Annotated in this window: 31 protein-coding genes; all 31 read right to left on the bottom strand. The window is 63.3% G+C overall.

Features of this window, described 5'->3' with window-relative positions; all coding sequences use genetic code 11:
- Positions 1 to 48: 48 nt before the first annotated feature.
- Positions 49 to 549: a 30S ribosomal protein S9 gene (rpsI, locus tag AC1MEQ_RS15215; RefSeq protein WP_479791837.1), complete on the bottom strand. Its 501-nt coding sequence runs from the start codon at positions 547 to 549 to the stop codon at positions 49 to 51.
- A 41-nt stretch (positions 550 to 590) separates the two neighbouring features.
- Complete coding sequence (gene rplM, locus AC1MEQ_RS15210) at positions 591 to 1,034, bottom strand: 50S ribosomal protein L13 (RefSeq protein ID WP_417217198.1); 444 nt, start codon at positions 1,032 to 1,034, stop codon at positions 591 to 593.
- A gap of 286 nt (positions 1,035 to 1,320) precedes the next feature.
- Complete coding sequence (locus tag AC1MEQ_RS15205) at positions 1,321 to 2,271, bottom strand: tRNA pseudouridine synthase A (protein ID WP_479791829.1); 951 nt, start codon at positions 2,269 to 2,271, stop codon at positions 1,321 to 1,323.
- 95 nt (positions 2,272 to 2,366) lie between these two features.
- Positions 2,367 to 2,903 (bottom strand): 50S ribosomal protein L17, encoded by a 537-nt coding sequence (gene rplQ, locus AC1MEQ_RS15200; protein WP_479791827.1) that lies wholly within the window; start codon positions 2,901 to 2,903, stop codon positions 2,367 to 2,369.
- 85 nt (positions 2,904 to 2,988) lie between these two features.
- The gene (locus AC1MEQ_RS15195; protein ID WP_479791825.1) at positions 2,989 to 3,999 is read right to left on the bottom strand and encodes a DNA-directed RNA polymerase subunit alpha; all 1,011 of its coding nucleotides are present in this window, start codon (positions 3,997 to 3,999) and stop codon (positions 2,989 to 2,991) included.
- Between the two features lie 170 nt (positions 4,000 to 4,169).
- Complete coding sequence (gene rpsK / locus AC1MEQ_RS15190) at positions 4,170 to 4,571, bottom strand: 30S ribosomal protein S11 (RefSeq protein ID WP_343899997.1); 402 nt, start codon at positions 4,569 to 4,571, stop codon at positions 4,170 to 4,172.
- A 37-nt stretch (positions 4,572 to 4,608) separates the two neighbouring features.
- Entirely contained in the window at positions 4,609 to 4,983 is a 375-nt protein-coding gene (gene rpsM, locus AC1MEQ_RS15185) for a 30S ribosomal protein S13 (RefSeq protein ID WP_479791823.1), read from the bottom strand.
- A 158-nt stretch (positions 4,984 to 5,141) separates the two neighbouring features.
- Positions 5,142 to 5,255 (bottom strand): 50S ribosomal protein L36, encoded by a 114-nt coding sequence (rpmJ, locus tag AC1MEQ_RS15180; protein ID WP_071894985.1) that lies wholly within the window; start codon positions 5,253 to 5,255, stop codon positions 5,142 to 5,144.
- A gap of 79 nt (positions 5,256 to 5,334) precedes the next feature.
- Positions 5,335 to 5,556, bottom strand: a complete 222-nt coding sequence (gene infA / locus AC1MEQ_RS15175; protein WP_007271050.1) for a translation initiation factor IF-1 — start codon at positions 5,554 to 5,556, stop codon at positions 5,335 to 5,337.
- 206 nt (positions 5,557 to 5,762) lie between these two features.
- On the bottom strand, positions 5,763 to 6,593 hold the full coding sequence (gene map / locus AC1MEQ_RS15170; RefSeq protein ID WP_479791821.1) for a type I methionyl aminopeptidase: 831 nt from the start codon (positions 6,591 to 6,593) through the stop codon (positions 5,763 to 5,765).
- Between the two features lie 130 nt (positions 6,594 to 6,723).
- The gene (locus tag AC1MEQ_RS15165; protein WP_479791819.1) at positions 6,724 to 7,299 is read right to left on the bottom strand and encodes an adenylate kinase; all 576 of its coding nucleotides are present in this window, start codon (positions 7,297 to 7,299) and stop codon (positions 6,724 to 6,726) included.
- Positions 7,296 to 8,600 (bottom strand): preprotein translocase subunit SecY, encoded by a 1,305-nt coding sequence (gene secY, locus AC1MEQ_RS15160; RefSeq protein WP_479791816.1) that lies wholly within the window; start codon positions 8,598 to 8,600, stop codon positions 7,296 to 7,298. The genes AC1MEQ_RS15165 and secY overlap by 4 nt, the downstream gene beginning before the upstream one ends.
- A gap of 235 nt (positions 8,601 to 8,835) precedes the next feature.
- Positions 8,836 to 9,288, bottom strand: a complete 453-nt coding sequence (gene rplO, locus AC1MEQ_RS15155; protein WP_343900004.1) for a 50S ribosomal protein L15 — start codon at positions 9,286 to 9,288, stop codon at positions 8,836 to 8,838.
- 2 nt (positions 9,289 to 9,290) lie between these two features.
- Complete coding sequence (gene rpmD, locus AC1MEQ_RS15150) at positions 9,291 to 9,497, bottom strand: 50S ribosomal protein L30 (protein WP_479791814.1); 207 nt, start codon at positions 9,495 to 9,497, stop codon at positions 9,291 to 9,293.
- Positions 9,498 to 9,500: 3 nt separating this feature from the next.
- Positions 9,501 to 10,217, bottom strand: a complete 717-nt coding sequence (rpsE, locus tag AC1MEQ_RS15145; protein ID WP_479791811.1) for a 30S ribosomal protein S5 — start codon at positions 10,215 to 10,217, stop codon at positions 9,501 to 9,503.
- Complete coding sequence (gene rplR, locus AC1MEQ_RS15140; protein WP_343900009.1) at positions 10,214 to 10,585, bottom strand: 50S ribosomal protein L18; 372 nt, start codon at positions 10,583 to 10,585, stop codon at positions 10,214 to 10,216. Before rplR ends, rpsE begins: the two co-directional genes overlap by 4 nt.
- Positions 10,586 to 10,587: 2 nt before the next feature.
- Entirely contained in the window at positions 10,588 to 11,124 is a 537-nt protein-coding gene (gene rplF / locus AC1MEQ_RS15135; RefSeq protein ID WP_479791808.1) for a 50S ribosomal protein L6, read from the bottom strand.
- Positions 11,125 to 11,142: 18 nt separating this feature from the next.
- A complete protein-coding gene (gene rpsH / locus AC1MEQ_RS15130; RefSeq protein ID WP_343900011.1) occupies positions 11,143 to 11,541 on the bottom strand; it encodes a 30S ribosomal protein S8 in 399 nt (132 codons plus the stop codon).
- Positions 11,542 to 11,603: 62 nt separating this feature from the next.
- Positions 11,604 to 12,173 carry a 50S ribosomal protein L5 gene (rplE, locus tag AC1MEQ_RS15125; protein WP_479791805.1) on the bottom strand — a complete coding sequence of 190 codons (570 nt, stop codon included), beginning with the start codon at positions 12,171 to 12,173 and terminating at the stop codon, positions 11,604 to 11,606.
- A complete protein-coding gene (gene rplX / locus AC1MEQ_RS15120; protein ID WP_343900013.1) occupies positions 12,173 to 12,535 on the bottom strand; it encodes a 50S ribosomal protein L24 in 363 nt (120 codons plus the stop codon). The genes rplE and rplX overlap by 1 nt, the downstream gene beginning before the upstream one ends.
- A 2-nt stretch (positions 12,536 to 12,537) precedes the next feature.
- Positions 12,538 to 12,906 carry a 50S ribosomal protein L14 gene (gene rplN / locus AC1MEQ_RS15115; protein ID WP_343900014.1) on the bottom strand — a complete coding sequence of 123 codons (369 nt, stop codon included), beginning with the start codon at positions 12,904 to 12,906 and terminating at the stop codon, positions 12,538 to 12,540.
- A 396-nt stretch (positions 12,907 to 13,302) separates the two neighbouring features.
- Positions 13,303 to 13,593, bottom strand: a complete 291-nt coding sequence (gene rpsQ, locus AC1MEQ_RS15110; protein WP_479791802.1) for a 30S ribosomal protein S17 — start codon at positions 13,591 to 13,593, stop codon at positions 13,303 to 13,305.
- Positions 13,593 to 13,910: a 50S ribosomal protein L29 gene (rpmC, locus tag AC1MEQ_RS15105; RefSeq protein WP_479791799.1), complete on the bottom strand. Its 318-nt coding sequence runs from the start codon at positions 13,908 to 13,910 to the stop codon at positions 13,593 to 13,595. The genes rpsQ and rpmC overlap by 1 nt, the downstream gene beginning before the upstream one ends.
- Before the next feature lie 2 nt (positions 13,911 to 13,912).
- On the bottom strand, positions 13,913 to 14,329 hold the full coding sequence (gene rplP, locus AC1MEQ_RS15100) for a 50S ribosomal protein L16 (protein ID WP_479791797.1): 417 nt from the start codon (positions 14,327 to 14,329) through the stop codon (positions 13,913 to 13,915).
- The gene (gene rpsC / locus AC1MEQ_RS15095; RefSeq protein ID WP_417217227.1) at positions 14,330 to 15,148 is read right to left on the bottom strand and encodes a 30S ribosomal protein S3; all 819 of its coding nucleotides are present in this window, start codon (positions 15,146 to 15,148) and stop codon (positions 14,330 to 14,332) included.
- Positions 15,149 to 15,514, bottom strand: a complete 366-nt coding sequence (gene rplV / locus AC1MEQ_RS15090) for a 50S ribosomal protein L22 (protein ID WP_479791794.1) — start codon at positions 15,512 to 15,514, stop codon at positions 15,149 to 15,151.
- A gap of 56 nt (positions 15,515 to 15,570) precedes the next feature.
- Entirely contained in the window at positions 15,571 to 15,852 is a 282-nt protein-coding gene (gene rpsS, locus AC1MEQ_RS15085) for a 30S ribosomal protein S19 (RefSeq protein WP_309851676.1), read from the bottom strand.
- Positions 15,853 to 15,864: 12 nt separating this feature from the next.
- Entirely contained in the window at positions 15,865 to 16,704 is an 840-nt protein-coding gene (rplB, locus tag AC1MEQ_RS15080) for a 50S ribosomal protein L2 (protein ID WP_479791791.1), read from the bottom strand.
- Positions 16,705 to 16,733: 29 nt separating this feature from the next.
- The gene (rplW, locus tag AC1MEQ_RS15075; RefSeq protein ID WP_479791788.1) at positions 16,734 to 17,039 is read right to left on the bottom strand and encodes a 50S ribosomal protein L23; all 306 of its coding nucleotides are present in this window, start codon (positions 17,037 to 17,039) and stop codon (positions 16,734 to 16,736) included.
- The gene (rplD, locus tag AC1MEQ_RS15070; RefSeq protein WP_479791786.1) at positions 17,036 to 17,641 is read right to left on the bottom strand and encodes a 50S ribosomal protein L4; all 606 of its coding nucleotides are present in this window, start codon (positions 17,639 to 17,641) and stop codon (positions 17,036 to 17,038) included. The genes rplW and rplD overlap by 4 nt, the downstream gene beginning before the upstream one ends.
- Before the next feature lie 5 nt (positions 17,642 to 17,646).
- A complete protein-coding gene (gene rplC, locus AC1MEQ_RS15065) occupies positions 17,647 to 18,297 on the bottom strand; it encodes a 50S ribosomal protein L3 (RefSeq protein ID WP_479791784.1) in 651 nt (216 codons plus the stop codon).
- Between the last annotated feature and the right edge of the window lie 7 nt (positions 18,298 to 18,304).

The raw sequence follows: 18,304 nt of genomic DNA, 5'->3' as shown, positions 1-18,304 counted from the left end.
CTGCCGTGGGGTCCTCGTTGCGGAACGACGTGGTTCCGCTGAAGCGATTTAGCGCTTCGAGTACTGCGAGGCCTTGCGTGCCTTCTTCAGACCCGCCTTCTTGCGCTCGATGACGCGGGCGTCACGAGTCAGGAAGCCGGCCTTCTTCAGCGACGGGCGGTTGTTCTCGCGGTCGATCTCGTTCAGCGAGCGGGCAACGCCGAGGCGCAGCGCACCGGCCTGGCCCGAGGGGCCACCGCCATGGATGCGGGCGATGACGTCGTACGCGCCGTCCAGCTCGAGGAGCTTGAACGGTTCGTTGACTTCCTGCTGGTGCAGCTTGTTCGGGAAGTAGTCCTCGAGCGTACGCCCGTTGACGATCCAGCCGCCGGTGCCGGGGATCAGGCGCACGCGGGCGATGGCCTGCTTGCGACGGCCCACGGCGGAACCGCCGACGGTCAGCGCCGGACGTTCCTTGACGACGGTCTCTTCGGCTGCGGACGACTCGGAGGTGTAGGCGGTGGGAGCCGCACCCTCAAATTCATTCAGCTCTTCAGTATTCTGAGCCACGATTCTCCTTGAAAACTAGTCTCTTGTTTCGGGGCCCAGCGCTACTGCGCGACCTGGGTGATTTCGAAGGTCTTGGGCTGCTGCGCAGCGTGCGGGTGCTCGGCACCGCGGTAGACCTTCAGCTTGGACAGCTGCTCGGCAGCAATCGAGTTCTTCGGGAGCATGCCGCGAACGGCCTTCTCCACGGCCTGAACCGGGTTCTTTTCGAGCAGTTCGGCGTAGCTCACGGACTTCAGGCCACCCGGGAAACCGGAGTGGCGGTACGCGCGCTTCTTTTCGAGCTTGGCGCCGGTGAGGGCGACCTTCTCGGCGTTGATGATGATGACAAAGTCGCCCATGTCCATGTGGGGGGCGAAAGTTGCCTTGTGCTTGCCACGCAGCAGGGTTGCGGTCTGGCTGGCGAGACGGCCCAGAACGACGTCAGTGGCGTCAATGACGTGCCACTGGCGAACTGCGTCGCCGGCTTTCGGAGAGTACGTACGCACGGTTATTGCCTTCGTTTCCTTGGATACTGGTCAAGCATTCCGCCTGCGGTGGCTGTGAGATCCACCGGCAAAAAGGAACACTGTGTTATCGATGCGCTGTACCAGTTCTTCAGGTGAGGTCTGAATCCAACCGGCCATCCATTAGCTGCCTGCAGTCTCCACAGACCAGGGCCCTGCAACTGGGCCGTCACGCGGAGAAAGTTGTGTCAGGCATAGGACACGCACAACAGCTACCAACTTTAGCGCATCGAAGCCCTGCATCCAAAAGCCACGACCATGCCTTGCGTCACCGGTCGTGGCCCACGGGTCGGACGTCCTCGGGCCGGCGACGTGCACGGGTGGATTCGGCACGTTCGGCCAGCCTCCGGTCCTCCGGATAGGCAACTTCCTCGAGTACCAACGGATGGGGCGCGGCCAGACGGGTCCTGTGGTCACGGACCGGCTCCGCGAGCCGGCGTTCGATCCAGCCGGGCTCCTCCTCGGCATCGGCCACGCGCAGGGTGGCCCCGATGAGGGTCCTGACCATGTTGTGGCAGAAGGCATCGGCTTGGAGGCTGGCCACGAGGATTCCGTCGTCGTGCCTGCTGAAGGAGAAGTCCTCCAGCGTGCGGATGGTCGTGGCGAAGTCCTTGGGACGGCAGTAGGAGAGGAAGTCGTGTCGTCCGACGGCTGTCCCGGCCTCGGCATTCAGGAGGCCGGGGTCCAGTTCCCGTGGATGCCAGAGCGTGGTCCCGCGGGTCAGCGGGTCCCAGCGCCCGGCGCCATCCGCAATGCGATAGCTGTATCGGCGCCACAGGGCGGAAAACCGCGCATCGAACCCGGGAGCGGCCGCGCGGGCCTCATGGACGAAGACCTCTCCCCCGATCCGGCTGGCGACGCCCCGGACGCGCCGCAACAGGGCCTCGTCCTCGGTGAGGTCCTTGCCGCGCGGCAGCGCACGATACTCCGCTTCCGTCAGGTCGAAGTGGACCACCTGGCCCCGGGCGTGCACGCCCGCGTCCGTCCGGCCGGCCACCGTGGTGCGGACCAGACGGCGGAACAACAGGGCCAGGGCTTCTTCCAGGCTGCCCTGTACGGTCCTGCGGCCGGGCTGGATCGCCCATCCGGAGAATCCGGATCCGTCGTAGGCCAGGGTGAGCCGGATCCGCACCGTTGCCGGTTCGTTGATTGCCGCGTCCGGCACGGTGCAACCGTCCTGGGCCGCGCCGGACCCGAGAGGCGAAGGGGTGGGATCCATGGGCACAATCCTAGGTCGTGGGAGTCAGTGGGCGCCAAAAAGGGCCGGGCCCGCCCAATTTCTTGGACGGGCCCGGCCCCGGAAGCTGACCGGGCCTAGGCCTGGTCCTTCTTCTCTTCGGTCTCCTCGGCGGCTTCCGCGGGAGCCTCGGTGGCCTCGGTCTCAACGACCTCGGTCTCCTCGACTACCGGGGCCTCGACCGGAGCGGACGTCTCGGCGGCCTTCTCGGCTTCCTTCACGACGGCCTGCTTCGGCGAAACGGGCTCCAGCACCAGTTCGATGACGGCCATGGGGGCGTTGTCGCCCTTGCGGTTGCCGATCTTGGTGATGCGGGTGTAGCCGCCTTCACGTTCGGCCATGGCCGGCGCGATGTTGGTGAACAGCTCGTGAACGACGGACTTGTTGGTCCGGCTACGCGAGGCGATGGCGGCCTGGACGCGGCGACGCGCGGACAGGTCCCCGCGCTTGGCGAAGGTGATCAGGCGCTCGGCGTACGGGCGCAGGCGCTTGGCCTTGGTCACCGTCGTCGTGATCGACTTGTGCTCGAAGAGCTGAGCCGACAGGTTCGCCAGCATGAGGCGCTCGTGGGATGCTCCGCCTCCGAGTCGCTTTCCCTTGGTTGGGGTAGGCATTGTAGTTTTCTCCTCAGATGGTGCCCGCCGGCCAACGCGTCACCGCGCGGGTCCCTCGGGCAAAGTACATTACTTTGAAGTCGGCCTAGGCCTCTTCGTCACCGTATTCGGCGTCGTCCTCGTCGATGGCAGCAGCACGAGCGGCCAGGTCAAACCCGGGAGGGGAATCCTTCAGGGACAGACCCAGTTCGATCAGCTTCGCCTTGACCTCATCGATGGACTTGGCACCGAAGTTGCGGATGTCCATGAGGTCGGCCTCGGAGCGGGCTACCAGCTCGCCTACCGTGTGGATGCCCTCACGCTTGAGGCAGTTGTACGAACGAACGGTCAACTCGAGATCCTCGATCGGCAGCGCCATGTCGGCGGCGAGTGCGGCATCCGTCGGGGACGGGCCGATCTCGATGCCCTCTGCTGCAGAGTTCAGTTCGCGGGCCAGGCCAAACAGCTCAACCAGGGTCGTACCGGCCGAGGCGACGGCGTCGCGCGGCAGGATGGAGTCCTTGGTTTCGACATCGACGATGAGCTTGTCGAAGTCGGTGCGCTGCTCGACACGGGTTGCCTCCACGCGGAAGGTCACCTTCAGGACGGGCGAGTAGATGGAGTCGACCGGGATACGGCCGATCTCGGCATCAAGGCTCTTGTTCTGCGCCGCCGAGACGTAGCCGCGGCCACGCTCGATCGTCAGTTCCATGTCGAACTTGCCCTTCGCGTTCAACGTCGCGATGTGCAGGTCCGGGTTGTGGAATTCGACGCCGGCCGGCGGGGTGATGTCCGCGGCCGTGACGACGCCGGGGCCCTGCTTGCGCAGGTAGGCGACGACTGGCTCGTCGTGCTCAGAGGACACAGCAAGGCTCTTGATGTTCAGGATCAGCTCGGTGACGTCTTCCGTCACACCCTGAACAGTGGTGAACTCGTGCAATACTCCATCGATGCGAACACTGGTGACAGCTGCACCAGGGATCGAGGACAGCAGCGTGCGGCGCAGCGAGTTGCCCAGGGTGTAGCCGAAACCCGGCTCCAAGGGCTCAATCGTGAACCGCGAGCGGTTCGGGGCTACTACTTCTTCGGTAAGGGTGGGGCGCTGTGCAATAAGCACTTACATTTCCTTTCAGCGAGCGTCCGCTATATGACGCAACACATGTGGGTGGAAACGACGTCTGCCGTCTGGCGTCCGTCTAGATCGGGCGAGTGAACCGCATGTGGCGCGCGCCGCCGTCGCCCCCTGTTCCAGGGGACGACGGCGGCACATACCGGCATCGGGTCAAACTAGACGCGGCGGCGCTTCGACGGGCGGCAACCGTTGTGGGCGCTCGGGGAGACGTCCTGGATGGACCCCACCTCGAGGCCGGCGGCCTGCAGCGAGCGGATAGCGGTTTCGCGACCGGAACCCGGTCCCTTCACGAACACGTCGACCTTCTTCATGCCGTGTTCCTGGGCGCGTTTGGCGGCCGACTCGGCTGCCATCTGCGCGGCGTACGGGGTCGACTTGCGGGAGCCCTTGAATCCGACCTCGCCGGCCGAGGCCCACGAGATGACGGCACCGGTCGGGTCCGTGATGGACACGATGGTGTTGTTGAAGGTGCTCTTGATGTGCGCCTGACCCAGCGCGATGTTCTTCTTGTCCTTGCGACGCGGCTTGCGAACCGCTCCACGAGTCTTTGGGGGCATTGCTAACTCCTACGAGATGTTTGGCTGAAACCGCTGTTTAGCGGGTCTTCTTCTTACCGGCGACGGTGCGCTTCGGACCCTTGCGGGTACGAGCGTTGGTCTTGGTGCGCTGTCCGCGGACCGGCAGGCCCTTGCGGTGGCGAATGCCCTCGTAGGATCCGATCTCAACCTTGCGGCGGATGTCGGCTGCAACCTCACGGCGGAGGTCACCCTCGACCTTGAAGTTTCCCTCAACGTAGTCACGCAGCTCGACGAGCTGCTCGTCACTGAGGTCCTTGACACGAGTTTCCGGGGTGATCCCGGTCTCGGCAACGGTTTGTTCTGCACGGGTCTTGCCCACGCCGTAGATGTATGTCAGCGCAATGACAACGCGCTTTTCGCGCGGGATGTCTACGCCTGCGAGACGAGCCATATTGGTGTCTTCCTCACATGTTTCGCGGAGGTATGGAGCAGTACACACCCTGTTGCCAGGTCCCCGGCCTCCGTGCCGGGGGTGCGCGTCCCGCGTAAGTGGACGCTGTACTGCCAGTATTCGATTACTACGCGCAGGTTCAGGTTCCCGAAGGAGACTTAGCCCTGACGCTGTTTATGGCGTGGGTTTTCGCAGATCACCATGACCCGCCCGTTACGGCGGATCACCTTGCACTTGTCGCAGATCGGCTTCACGCTAGGGTTAACCTTCACGGTTTGGGTCCTTTGCGGTTGCTGTTTCAGTGGAACTGTAACTACCTTCGTGCCCCGGCGGACCGGGGTGCAGAAGTCTTTACTTGTAGCGGTAGACGATGCGTCCACGATTGAGGTCGTACGGGCTGAGTTCCACCACTACGCGATCCTCCGGAAGGATTCGAATGTAGTGCTGACGCATCTTTCCCGAGATAGTGGCAAGTACCACGTGTCCGTTCGGCAGCTCAACGCGGAACATCGCGTTGGGCAGTGCTTCCGACACGGCGCCTTCTACCTCGATGACACCCTCTTTCTTGGCCATATCCTCCGCTAACGTTTGTGCCGGTTGCTGGTGCTTCCGGCGTGTATGTTCTTGGCTGACGAGCGCCCGTGCCCGGCAGCCGGGGTTTAACCGGGAGTTTTTTTGGGCACAAACGTAGAGACAACCAACAAGCAATCCTACGCGGCAGATCGAATATTGCGAAATCCGGTGCCTTGCCCCACTCCCCCGCACCGGGGAGAAGAAGGCTAGTTCTGCAGCGGAGTCGGGGTGACCCCGAATGGCGCGAGTCCTGCGGCGCCGCCGTCATGGGCCGTGAGGACCCAGATCCCGCCCAGGTGCACGGCCACCGTATGCTCCCATTGTGAGGCGCGGGAGCCGTCGGTGGTCACGACAGTCCAGTCGTCATCCAACACCCGGGTTTCGATGTCCCCGCGCACCAACATCGGCTCGATGGCCAGGCACATGCCCGGCTTCACGCGTGGGCCGCGGTGCCCGGAACGGTAGTTGAGCACGTCGGGCGCCTGGTGCATTTCAGTGCCGATGCCATGGCCGACATAGTCCTCGAGGATGCCGAGGGGCGCCCCGTCACGGGAGGAGACGAAGTCGTCGATGGCCTCGCCGATCTCCCCGACAAACCGGGCATTGGCCAGGGCCGCGATCCCCCGCCACATGGCTTCCTCGGTGGTATCGGACAGCCGCTGGTCCGCGGGGTCGGCCGTGCCGACGATGACCGTCCGTGCCGAGTCTGCGTGCCAGCCCTCGATGATCGCCCCGCCATCGATCTTGAGCACGTCGCCGTCGGCTAGGACGTAATCGGAGGGGAACCCATGGACCACCCGGTCATTGACCGAGGCGCAAATGGTGGCGGGGAACCCGTAGTACCCCTTGAAGTTGGACTTGGCGCCATGCTTGTCCAGGACCGCTTCGAAGACCCGGTCGAGCTCTGCGGTCGTGGTGCCGATCTGGGCTGCTGCCACTGCCGAGTCCAGGGCCTCGGCGAGCACCAGCCCTGCTTCGCGCATCTTGAGGATTTGGTCTTTGGACTTGTACTCGATCTTGGGCTGGCCGAATGCCATGCGGGTTCCTCCGGTTCGGTGGTCAATCTCTGTGCGGCACGCCGGCCGCTGGCCGGGGAAGCCAAGACGGCCGCCACGTGCGCACTCGGTGCGGTGACGGCCGTCTGCATCCCCGGTGGGGGGGACCTGCCTAGACTGCGGTGCCCTCGAGCGCGGCGAGGACACGTTCGGTGACCACGTCGATGTCCCCAAGTCCGTCGACGTGGCGGACGATGCCACGTTCCAGGTAGCGGTTCACCACAACCTGGGTCTGCTTCTCATAGACGTCCAGACGGTGGCGGATGACGTCCTCGGTGTCGTCGGCCCGCCCCTCAATCTCCGCGCGCTTGAGCAACCGGGCGACCAGTTCCTCAGGATCCGCGGTCAGCTGCAGGACCACGTCGAGGGCGGTGCCCTCTTCTCCTAGGATGGCGTCCAGCTCATCCACCTGCGCCGATGTCCTCGGGTAGCCGTCCAGCAGGAAGCCGTTGAGCACGTCGTCCTGCTTCAGCCGGTCGCGCACCATGCGGTTGGTGACCGAATCGGGGACGTAGTCACCGGCATCCATGTACTTCTTGGCCTCCACGCCCAACGCCGTTCCGCCCTTGACGTTGGCTCGGAAGATATCGCCGGTCGAGATGGCCACGATACCCAGCCGGTCGGTAATGCGTACTGCCTGGGTTCCCTTGCCCGAACCGGGCGGGCCAATGATCAAGAGTCTGGTCATCGCAGAAGTCCTTCGTAGTGTCGCTGTTGCATCTGGGCATTGATTTGCTTGACCGTCTCGAGGCCCACACCAACCATGATGAGGACCGAGACGCCGCCGAACGGAAAGTTCTGGTCAGCCTTGATCAAGACGAAGGCGATCAGTGGCGTCAAGGCGATGAAGCCAAGGTAGATGGCACCGGGGAAGGTGATGCGGCTCAGCACATAGGACAGGTAGTCCGCGGTGGGCTTGCCGGCCCGAATCCCCGGGATGAAGCCACCGTACTTCTTCATGTTGTCCGCGACTTCCGTCGGGTTGAACGTGATCGCCACGTAGAAGTAGGTGAAGAAGATGGTCAGCATCAGGTAGACGGCCATGTAGAGCGGGCTGCTGCCACTGAAGTTCGCCTGGATCCAGACGGCCCAGCCGGGCAGGGACCCGTCGGGGCGCATGTTGAACTGGACGAGCATCTGCGGCAGGGCAAGCATCGACGAGGAGAAGATCACGGGGATCACGCCCGCCATGTTCACCTTGATCGGGATGTAGGTCGAGCTGCCGCCGACGGTGCGGCGTCCCACCATGCGCTTGGCATACTGCACGGGGACTCGGCGCTGGGAGAGTTCGACGAAAACGACCAACGCAACAACACAGAGTCCAATCAGGATGACTCCGCTGAAGACGCCCCAGCCCTGGGTGCGCGCGATGGTGCTCATGGAAGAAGGGAAGCCGGAGGCGATGGAGACGAAGATCAGGATGGACATGCCGTTGCCGACGCCCTTTTCCGTGACCAGCTCGCCCATCCACATGATCAGGCCTGTTCCGGCGGTCAGGACGATGACCATGAGCAGGATGTGCACAATGGTCTGGTCGGGGACGATCGGCAACGCACAGCCCTGGAAGAGATTGCCGCTACGGGCCAACGACACCAGCGTCGTTGCCTGAAGCAGACCGAGGGCGATGGTCAGATAACGCGTGTACTGCGTCAACGTGGACTGACCGGAAGCGCCTTCCTTATGCAGCTCCTCGAAACGAGGGATGACAACTCGGAGCAACTGAACGATGATCGACGCCGTGATGTAGGGCATGATGCCCAGGGCGAAGATCGACACCTGCAGCAAGGCGCCGCCGCTGAACAGGTTGACGAATTGGTACAGGCCGCCCGAGGTGTTGCCCATTTCGAGGCACTGCTGGACGTTGCCGTAGTCGACCCCGGGTGCGGGAATGTAGACGCCGAGACGGTAGATGGCGATGATGCCGAGCGTGAACAACAACTTACGTCGCAGGTCAGGCGTCCGGAATACCCGGGCAATGGCGCTGAGCAAGCGTCCTCCTGAAGGATGTGGTTTCGGCCTGATGCCGGAATGGACTTCTGAGAGTCTACCGGTTCTCGGTGCTCTTCGAAGCAGTGGGAAGGTACGGGAGCCCTACGGGCGGGTCGGGGTCCCTGCCGATCGGGGGCGGTACCCACCCGACCGCGGCGATGCGAAAGGTCCCCAGCGCTCCGGACTGTGCCCGGGCGTTGGGGACCTTTCAGCTAAACCGTGCTGTCACGGGGACCTAAAGCGAGGTCACCGAACCGCCGGCAGCGGCGATCTTTTCCGCTGCGGACGACGAGAAGGCGTCGGCCTTCACGTTGACCTTGACGGTGATGTCGCCGGAACCCAGGACCTTGACGGGCTGGTTCTTGCGAACGGCGCCCTTCTCGACCAGGTTCTCGACGGTGATGTCGCCACCTTCGGGGAACAGCTCCGAGATCTTGTCCAGGTTCACGACCTGGTACTCGACGCGGAACGGGTTCTTGAAGCCACGCAGCTTCGGCAGGCGCATGTGCAGCGGAAGCTGCCCGCCCGCGAAGCCGGCCTTGACCTGGTAGCGGGCCTTCGTGCCCTTGGTGCCACGGCCTGCGGTCTTGCCCTTGGAAGCCTCGCCGCGACCCACACGGGTCTTTGCGGTCTTGGATCCTTCGGCCGGACGCAGGTGGTGAACCTTGAGTGCCTTTTCATTGGCCATGATTACTTCGCCTCCTCAACCTTTACGAGGTGCGGAACCTTGTTGACCATGCCCACGGTTACGGGGTCGGCGTCACGGACCACGGTGTGGCCGATCCGCTTGAGGCCCAGTGAACGCAGGGTGTCGCGCTGGTTCTGCTTGCCACCAATGGTGGACTTGGTCTGGGTGATCGTCAGCTTTGCGTCGCTCGGGACAATGTTCTTCGCCACTACTTACGCACCTGCCTTCTGGTTGATCGTACGCAGCATCTGGGCCGGCACAACCTCGTCCATCGGCAGTCCACGACGGGCTGCCACGGCAGCCGGCTCTTCCAAGGCCTTCAACGCGGCCACGGTGCCGTGGACGATGTTGATCTGGTTGGTGGAGCCCATGGACTTGGACAGAACGTCATGGATACCGGCGCACTCAAGCACGGCACGCACCGGACCACCGGCGATAACGCCGGTACCCGGGGACGCCGGACGCAGGAGCACGACGCCAGCGGCGGCTTCACCCTGCACCAGGTGCGGGATGGTGGAGCCGACGCGGGGAACGCGGAAGAAGGACTTCTTCGCTTCCTCGACGCCCTTGGCGATGGCCGCGGGAACTTCCTTGGCCTTGCCGTAGCCCACACCGACCATGCCGTTGCCGTCGCCCACCACCACGAGTGCGGTGAAGCTGAAGCGGCGTCCGCCCTTGACGACCTTGGACACGCGGTTGATGGCTACGACGCGCTCAAGGAACTTGTCCTTGTCGTCGTTGCGGCTGTCCTTGGAGTCGCGGCCACGGCCACGCCCCTCGCCACGGCCACGGCCTTCGCCGCGCCCGCGGTTGTCGCCGCGGTTGTCGTTGCGACGGGCGCCGGAGGTGTTCTCCGTCGTCGTGGTCGTCGCAGCTGCGTCAGTGGCTTCAGACACCTGAGTTTCCTTCTCGTTAGTAGCTTCGCTCACAGTGCCAGCCCACCTTCCCTTGCGCCGTCGGCGACCGCGGCCACGCGGCCGTGGTACCTGTTGCCACCGCGGTCGAAGACCACGGACTCAATGCCGGCGGCCTTGGCGCGCTCGGCGACGAGCTCGCCGACGCGCTTGGCCTTGGCGGTCTTGTCACCGTCGAAGGAGCGCAGGTCGGCTTCCATGGTGGAGCCGGATGCCACGGTGACGCCCTGGCTGTCATCGACAACCTGGACGAAGATGTGGCGCGCGGAGCGGTTGACGACCAGGCGCGGGCGGACGCCCGTGCCCGTGATGCGCTTGCGTACGCGCAGGTGGCGACGACCGCGAGCGGCAGCCTTGCTCTTACCCTTGATTGAAAGAGCCATGTTTACTTACCAGCCTTTCCGACCTTGCGGCGGATAACTTCGCCTTCATAGCGGATGCCCTTGCCCTTATAGGGATCCGGCCGACGGAGCTTGCGGATGTTGGCTGCAACTTCGCCAACCTGCTGCTTGTTGATACCGGAGACAACCACCTTGTTGTTGCCCTCGGCGGCAAGCGTGATGCCCTCCGGAGCTTCAACGACGACCGGGTGCGAGTAGCCCAGAGCGAACTCCAGGTTGGCGCCCTTGGCCAGCACGCGGTAACCGGTGCCGTGGATTTCCAGCTTCTTGGAGTAGCCCTCGGTGACGCCCGTGATCAGGTTAGAGATCAGCGTGCGGGTCAGTCCGTGCAGCGAACGCGATTGGCGCTCGTCGTTCGGACGGGACACCGTCAGGGTGTTGTCCTCCAACGCAACCGTGATCGGGGACGCAACGGTGAGGCTGAGCTCGCCCTTGGTGCCCTTCACGAAGACATCGGAGCCGTCGACCTTCAGGTCAACGCCGGCAGGGATAGTGATTGGAAGTCGTCCAATACGTGACATGGTGCTTCTCCCTTCCCGTTACCAGACGTAGGCGAGGACTTCCCCACCTACACCCTTCTTGGCTGCCTGGCGGTCCGTCAGGAGACCCGAGGACGTGGACAGGATGGCAATGCCGAGTCCACCAAGGACATGCGGCAAGTTGGTGGACTTCGCGTAAACGCGCAGGCCCGGCTTGGAAATGCGGCGGACGCCAGCGATGGAACGCTCACGGCTCGGACCGAACTTCAGGTTGATGGTCAGCTTCTTGCCTACCTCGGCGGCTTCCTCGACGAAGTCGCCGATGTAGCCTTCCGCCTTGAGGATCTGGGCAACGCGCACCTTCAGCTTGGAAGAAGGCATGGACACGGTGTCGTGGTATGCCGAGTTCGCGTTGCGCAGACGAGTCAGCATGTCTGCGACAGGATCTGTCATTGTCATTTGGGCTGAGGCCCTTCCTCGCTACGGTTTCCGCGAAAACGCGGACCTGTAACGTAGTTGATCTAGTTGTCGGTCTTGAACGGGAAGCCCAACGCCTTGAGCAGCGCGCGGCCTTCTTCGTCGGTCTTGGCCGTGGTCACCACAGTGATGTCCATGCCGCGGACGCGGTCAATCTTGTCCTGGTTGATCTCGTGGAACATTGCCTGTTCCGTGAGGCCAAAGGTGTAGTTGCCATTTCCGTCGAACTGCTTACCGCTCAAGCCGCGGAAGTCGCGGATACGGGGCAGAGCCAGGGTCACCAGGCGGTCGACGAACTCCCACATGCGATCGTTGCGCAGCGTTGCGTGGGTGCCGATCGGCATCCCCTCGCGCAGCTTGAACTGGGCGATCGACTTGCGGGCCTTGGTCACGAGCGGCTTCTGGCCGGTGATGGCCGTCAGGTCGCGCACGGCACCTTCGATGAGCTTGGAGTCCTTGGCGGCCTCGCCAACGCCCATGTTTACGACGACCTTGACCAGGCTCGGCACCTGCATGACGTTCGTGTAGCTGAACTCGGTCTGCAGGGCTTCGCGGATCTCGGAGGCGTACTTGGCCTTCAGGCGCGGCTGAACCTTTACTGCTGCTTCAGTCATTAGAGTGCCTTTCCGGAAGCCTTGGCGTAGCGAACACGCACAGTCTTCTTCACGCCGTTCTTTTCCACGGTTTCCTCGCGGAAGCCAACGCGGGTCGGCTTCTTCGACTCGGGGTCAAGGACCGCGACGTTCGAAACGTGGATGGGAGCCTCGACGACCTGGATGCCGCCGGTGGAGGCGCCACTTTCGGTCTGGCCGGCCCGGGTGTGCTTGGTGACGCGATTGATGCCCTCAACGAGCACGCGGTTCGCCTCCGGGAACACCTTCAGGACCTTGCCCTGCTTGCCGCGATCTCCACCGCGTTCGGCTTTGGCACCGGTGATGACCTGAACCAGGTCACCCTTCTTGATCTTTGCGCCCATGGTTACAGCACCTCCGGAGCCAGGGAAACGATCTTCATGAACTTCTTGTCGCGAAGTTCACGACCGACGGGACCGAAGATACGGGTTCCACGCGGCTCGGTGTCCGCCTTGAGGAGGACCGCTGCGTTCTCGTCGAACTTGATGTAGGAACCGTCGACGCGGCGACGTTCCTTCTTGGTGCGGACGATGACGGCCTTGACCACATCGCCCTTCTTGACGTTGCCGCCAGGGATTGCGTCCTTGACGGTGGCGACGATGACGTCGCCGATGCCTGCGTAGCGACGTCCAGATCCACCGAGAACACGGATGGTAAGGATTTCCTTAGCACCGGTGTTGTCAGCCACCTTGAGTCGCGACTCCTGCTGAATCACTTTCAACTCCTGTCGTCTCGCCGGTTCTCCCAGGGAGCCTTGCGGAACGGATATGGTCCATCTGCGGCGCTCGCTTACCCCCATCTCCAAACAGGTGGGATCCACAGGGAATCCGCATGCTGCTGGGGAGACAGGGCCGAGGCGTGATGCCGCAGAGCCGTGCCGCACGCCGGCTCCGGATCGCACCGGGCCGCGCACGAATGCCTGCAGCGAAGGTGGATAGTCCCCGCTGCAGAGCGCACAGAAACATAAGTCTACGCCAGAAGTGCGCTCCGGGCCAATCGCATGATATGGGCAGGGCGAGCGTCCGGATACGAGAAAAGCACGGCGCCGGCGTGCTCCCCCGAGGGGTGCACACCGGCGCCGTGCCGAGATCCATGCGGGATCGTGGGGAGGCTACTTGGCCTTCTCCACGATCTCGACGAGGCGCCAGTTCTTGTCCTTGGACAAGGGCCGGGTCTCCGCGATGATGACCAGGTCGCCGATGCCGGCGGTGTTGGCCTCGTCGTGGGCCTTGATCTTCTTGTTGCGACGCATGACCTTGCCGTAGAGGGCGTGCTTCACACGGTCCTCGACGTCAACGACGATGGTCTTTTCCATCTTGTCGGAAACCACGTACCCGCGAAGGGTTTTGCGGTAACCGCGAGCTTCTGCTGCTTCAGCCACTGCGTTCTCCTTCTCGCTCATTACTTGGCTTCCTCAGGTGCTTCGTCCGACTCGGACTTCTTCGAGGACTTCTTGGCCTTCTTATCGGCCTTGACGTCTTCGACCGGGGCGGTGACCTCCGGGCGGATGCCCAGTTCGCGCTCACGCATCACCGTGTAGATGCGCGCGATGTCACGCTTGACCGACTTCAGACGACCATGCGACTCAAGCTGACCGGTGGCGGACTGGAAGCGCAGGTTGAACAGCTCTTCCTTGGCCTTCTTCAGCTCCTCAACCAGACGGGCGTTATCAAGACCGTCCAGCTGTTCGGTGGCGAGATCCTTGGATCCAATTGCCATTCCTATTCACCACCCTCACGACGCACGATGCGTGCCTTCAGCGGCAGCTTGTGGATCGCCAGGCGCAGGGCCTCGCGAGCTACCTCATCGGTAACACCGGAGAGTTCGAAGAGAACCCGACCCGGCTTGACGTTTGCAACCCACCACTCCGGCGAACCCTTACCGGAACCCATACGGGTTTCGGCCGGCTTCTTGGTCAGCGGGCGGTCCGGATAAATATTAATCCAGACCTTGCCGCCACGCTTGATGTGGCGGGTCATGGCGATACGGGCTGCTTCGATCTGACGGTTGGTCACGTAGGCCGGGGTAAGGGCCTGGATTCCGTAGTCACCGAAGGCGACCGTGGTGCCGCCGCTGGCAGTACCCGTACGGGACGGGTGGTGCTGCTTGCGGAACTTCACTCGGCGTGGGATAAGCATTTAAGCCTGTCCTCCTTCTGCGGCCGCCGGAGCCTGGGCTGCCGGGGCAGCCCCGGTTGCCGGAGCACCGGTATTGCGGTCGTTACGACGACGGCGGTCGCCACCAGCTGCGGGACGTCCACCGGGACGATCGCCACGGCCACGAGCCGGAGCCGCGGCGTTCTGTGCAGCAAGTTCCTTGCTGGTCAGATCGCCCTTGTAGATCCAGACCTTCACGCCAATGCGGCCGAAGGTCGTCTTGGCCTCGAACTTGCCGTAGTCGATGTTCGCGCGCAGGGTGTGCAGGGGCACACGGCCTTCGCGGTAGAACTCCTTGCGGGACATTTCCGCCCCACCCAGGCGACCGGCACACTGGACACGAATGCCCTTTGCTCCGGCGCGCATGGCCGACTGCATGGCCTTCTTCATCGCGCGGCGGAAAGCCACACGCGAAGCAAGCTGTTCGGCGATGCCCTGGGCAACCAGCTGCGCTTCGATCTCGGGGTTCTTGACCTCGAGGATGTTCAGCTGCACCTGCTTGGACGTGAGCTTCTCCAGCTCGCCGCGGATGCGATCGGCCTCGGCGCCGCGGCGGCCAATGACGATGCCCGGGCGGGCGGTGTGGATGTCAACGCGGACACGATCGCGGGTGCGCTCGATCTCCACCTTGGCGATGCCGGCGCGCTCCATGCCAGTGGTCATCAGCTCGCGGATCTTGATGTCCTCGCGGACGAAATCCTTGTAGCGCTGACCCGGCTTGTTGCTGTCGGCGTACCAGTGCGAAATGTGATCCGTGGTGATACCAAGTCGGAACCCATTGGGATTGATCTTCTGTCCCATTTACTTTTCCCCACCCTTCTCCGGGGTTGAAACAACCACGGTGATGTGGCTGGTGCGCTTCTTGATCTGAAATGCGCGACCTTGGGCACGCGGCTGGAACCGCTTCATCGTTGCACCTTCGTCAACGCGGGCTTCGCTGATGAACAGCTCGTCCTCGTTGAATCCGACACCGTCACGATCTGCGGCGACCCGGGCGTTTGCCACGGCCGACGCTACTACCTTGAATACCGGCTCCGAAGCTGCCTGTTGGGCAAACTTCAGAATCGCCAGAGCCTCATTCGCCTGCTTGCCACGAACAAGGTCGACGACGCGCCGGGCCTTCATAGGCGTTACGCGGATATGGCGCGCAATTGCCTTGGCTTCCATTGCTTTCCTTCTCTCGTCTATCGAAGAAGTGCTAAGCACTCACTAACCCTTGCGGGTTAGCGGCGCTTGCCCTTCTTGTCGTCCTTCACGTGGCCGCGGAAAGTCCGCGTTGGAGCGAATTCGCCGAGCTTGTGCCCGACCATCGACTCGGTGACAAACACCGGAATGTGCTTGCGTCCGTCGTGCACGGCGATCGTGTGCCCGAGCATGTCGGGGACGATCATCGAACGGCGGGACCACGTCTTGATGACGTTCTTGGTGCCCTTTTCGTTCTCAGCAGCCACCTTTACATACAGGTGCTGATCGACGAAGGGGCCTTTCTTCAGGCTGCGTGGCATGTTTCCAGGCTCCTATCGCTTGTTCTTGCCGGAACGACGGCGACGCACAATGAGCTTGTCGCTTTCCTTGTTCGAACGGCGGGTACGGCCTTCCGGCTTACCGTTCGGGTTGACCGGGTGACGACCGCCACTGGTCTTGCCCTCGCCACCACCGTGAGGGTGATCGACGGGGTTCATCACGACACCACGCACGGTCGGGCGGACGCCCTTCCAGCGCATGCGGCCAGCCTTGCCCCAGTTGATGTTCGACTGCTCGGCGTTGCCGACCTCGCCGATGGTGGCGCGGCAGCGGACGTCGACGTTGCGGATCTCGCCGGAGGGCAGGCGGAGCTGCGCGAAGCGGCCCTCACGTGCAACCAGCTGGACCGAGGCGCCTGCGGAGCGGGCCATCTTGGCCCCGCCGCCGGGACGGAGCTCCACTGCGTGGATCACGGTACCCACCGGGATGTTGCGCAGCGGCAGGTTGTTGCCTGGCTTGATGTCTGCGTTCGCGCCGGCTTCCACCGCATCGCCCTGGGAGAGCTTGTTCGGGGCGATGATGTAACGCTTCGTGCCATCAATGTAGTGCAGCAGCGCAATGCGGGCGGTGCGGTTCGGGTCGTACTCGATGTGAGCGACCTTGGCCGGCACGCCGTCCTTGTCATGACGACGGAAGTCGATCAGACGGTATTGGCGCTTGTGTCCACCACCCTTGTGACGGGTGGTGATCTTTCCGGAGTTGTTGCGGCCGCCGGTCTTGGTGAGCGGACGGAGCAGCGACTTTTCCGGGGTAGTCCGGGTAATTTCTGCGAAGTCGGCTACGCTCGAGCCACGCAGGCCCGGGGTAGTCGGCTTGTACTTGCGGATTGCCATGTTTTATTCCTCGTTAAAGTGGTCTCCGCTTAGGAAAGCGGACCGCCGAAGATGTCTATTGTGCCTTCTTTAAGGGAGACGATCGCACGCTTTGTAGCCTTGCGGGTTCCCCATCCGAAGCGGGTGCGCTTGCGCTTACCTGCACGGTTGATGGTGTTGACGGAGTCAACCTTGACGGAGAAAATGCTCTCCACCGCCAATTTGATTTCCGTCTTATTTGAGCGCGGGTCGACCAGGAAGGTGTACTTGCCTTCGTCGATCAGGCCGTAGCTCTTTTCCGAAACGACCGGCGCCAGGATGACGTCGTGCGGGGACTTGGAGAAGGTGGCGCTCACTTGGCGTCCTCCTTGTTGACCAGGGCATCGAATGCGGCCTTGGTGAAGACCACGTCATCGGCGACCAGAACATCGTAAGTGTTCAGCTGGTCGACGTAGAGAGCGTGGACGTTCACCAGGTTGCGCACGGACAGTGCTGCAACATCATTGGCGCGGTCGATGACTACGAGCATGTTCTTGCGCTCGGTGAGAGCGCGCAGGGTGGCCAGCGCGTCCTTGGTCGACGGTGCGGAGCCGGCAACCAAGTTCTCGATCACGTGAACGCGATCGTGGCGGGCGCGGTCAGAGAGGGCTCCACGCAAGGCGGCCGCCTTCATCTTCTTGGGGGTGCGCTGCGAGTAGTCGCGCGGCGTCGGTCCATGGACCACGCCACCACCGGTCATATGCGGGGCGCGGATGGAACCCTGACGGGCTCGGCCGGTGCCCTTCTGCTTGAACGGCTTGCGACCGGCACCGGAAACCTCGGCGCGGGTCTTCGTCTTGTGCGTACCCTGACGGGCGGCAGCAAGCTGGCCCACGACGACCTGGTGCAGCAGCGGAACGTTGGTCTGAACGTCGAAGATCGAGGCAGGAAGCTCGACCTTCAGTGCGGTGTTAGCCATGGTGCTTATGCTCCCTTCACGGCGGTGCGTACGAGGACGACCCGGCCGCGGGCGCCGGGGACGGCACCCTTGATCAGCAGGAGGTTCTTCTCGGCGTCCACTGCATGAACCGTAAGGTTCATCGTGGTCACGCGCTCGGCACCCATGCGGCCAGCCATGCGCTGGCCCTGGAAAACGCGGCCGGGAGTGGAAGCTCCGCCGATGGAACCGGGCTTGCGGTGGTTCTTGTGGGCACCGTGCGATGCACCGACACCGGAGAAGCCGTGACGCTTCATGACACCGGCGAATCCCTTGCCCTTGGACTTGCCTACGACGTCGACCTTCTGGCCGGCCTCGAAGACCTCCACGGACAGTTCCTGGCCCAGGTTGTACGTTTCGGCATCCGCGGTGCGCAGCTCGACCACGTGGCGGCGCGGGGTGACCCCTGCGGCCTCGAAGTGGCCCGCCAGCGGCTTAGTGACCTTGCGCGGGTCGATCTGGCCGTAGCCGATCTGCACGGCTGCGTAGCCGTCGCGGTCCGCATTGCGGAGCTGGGTCACAACGTTGGAATCTACCTGCACGACAGTGACGGGGACGAGGTTGTGGTTCTCGTCCCAGACCTGGGTCATGCCGAGCTTCGTGCCCAGCAGGCCCTTCACATTACGGGTTGCGGTCATAGTTTCT

The organism is Arthrobacter sp. ASL1, assembly GCF_056680475.1.
Note: the sequence above shows the minus strand (reverse complement) of the source record. Positions and strands in the feature narration are given on the sequence as shown.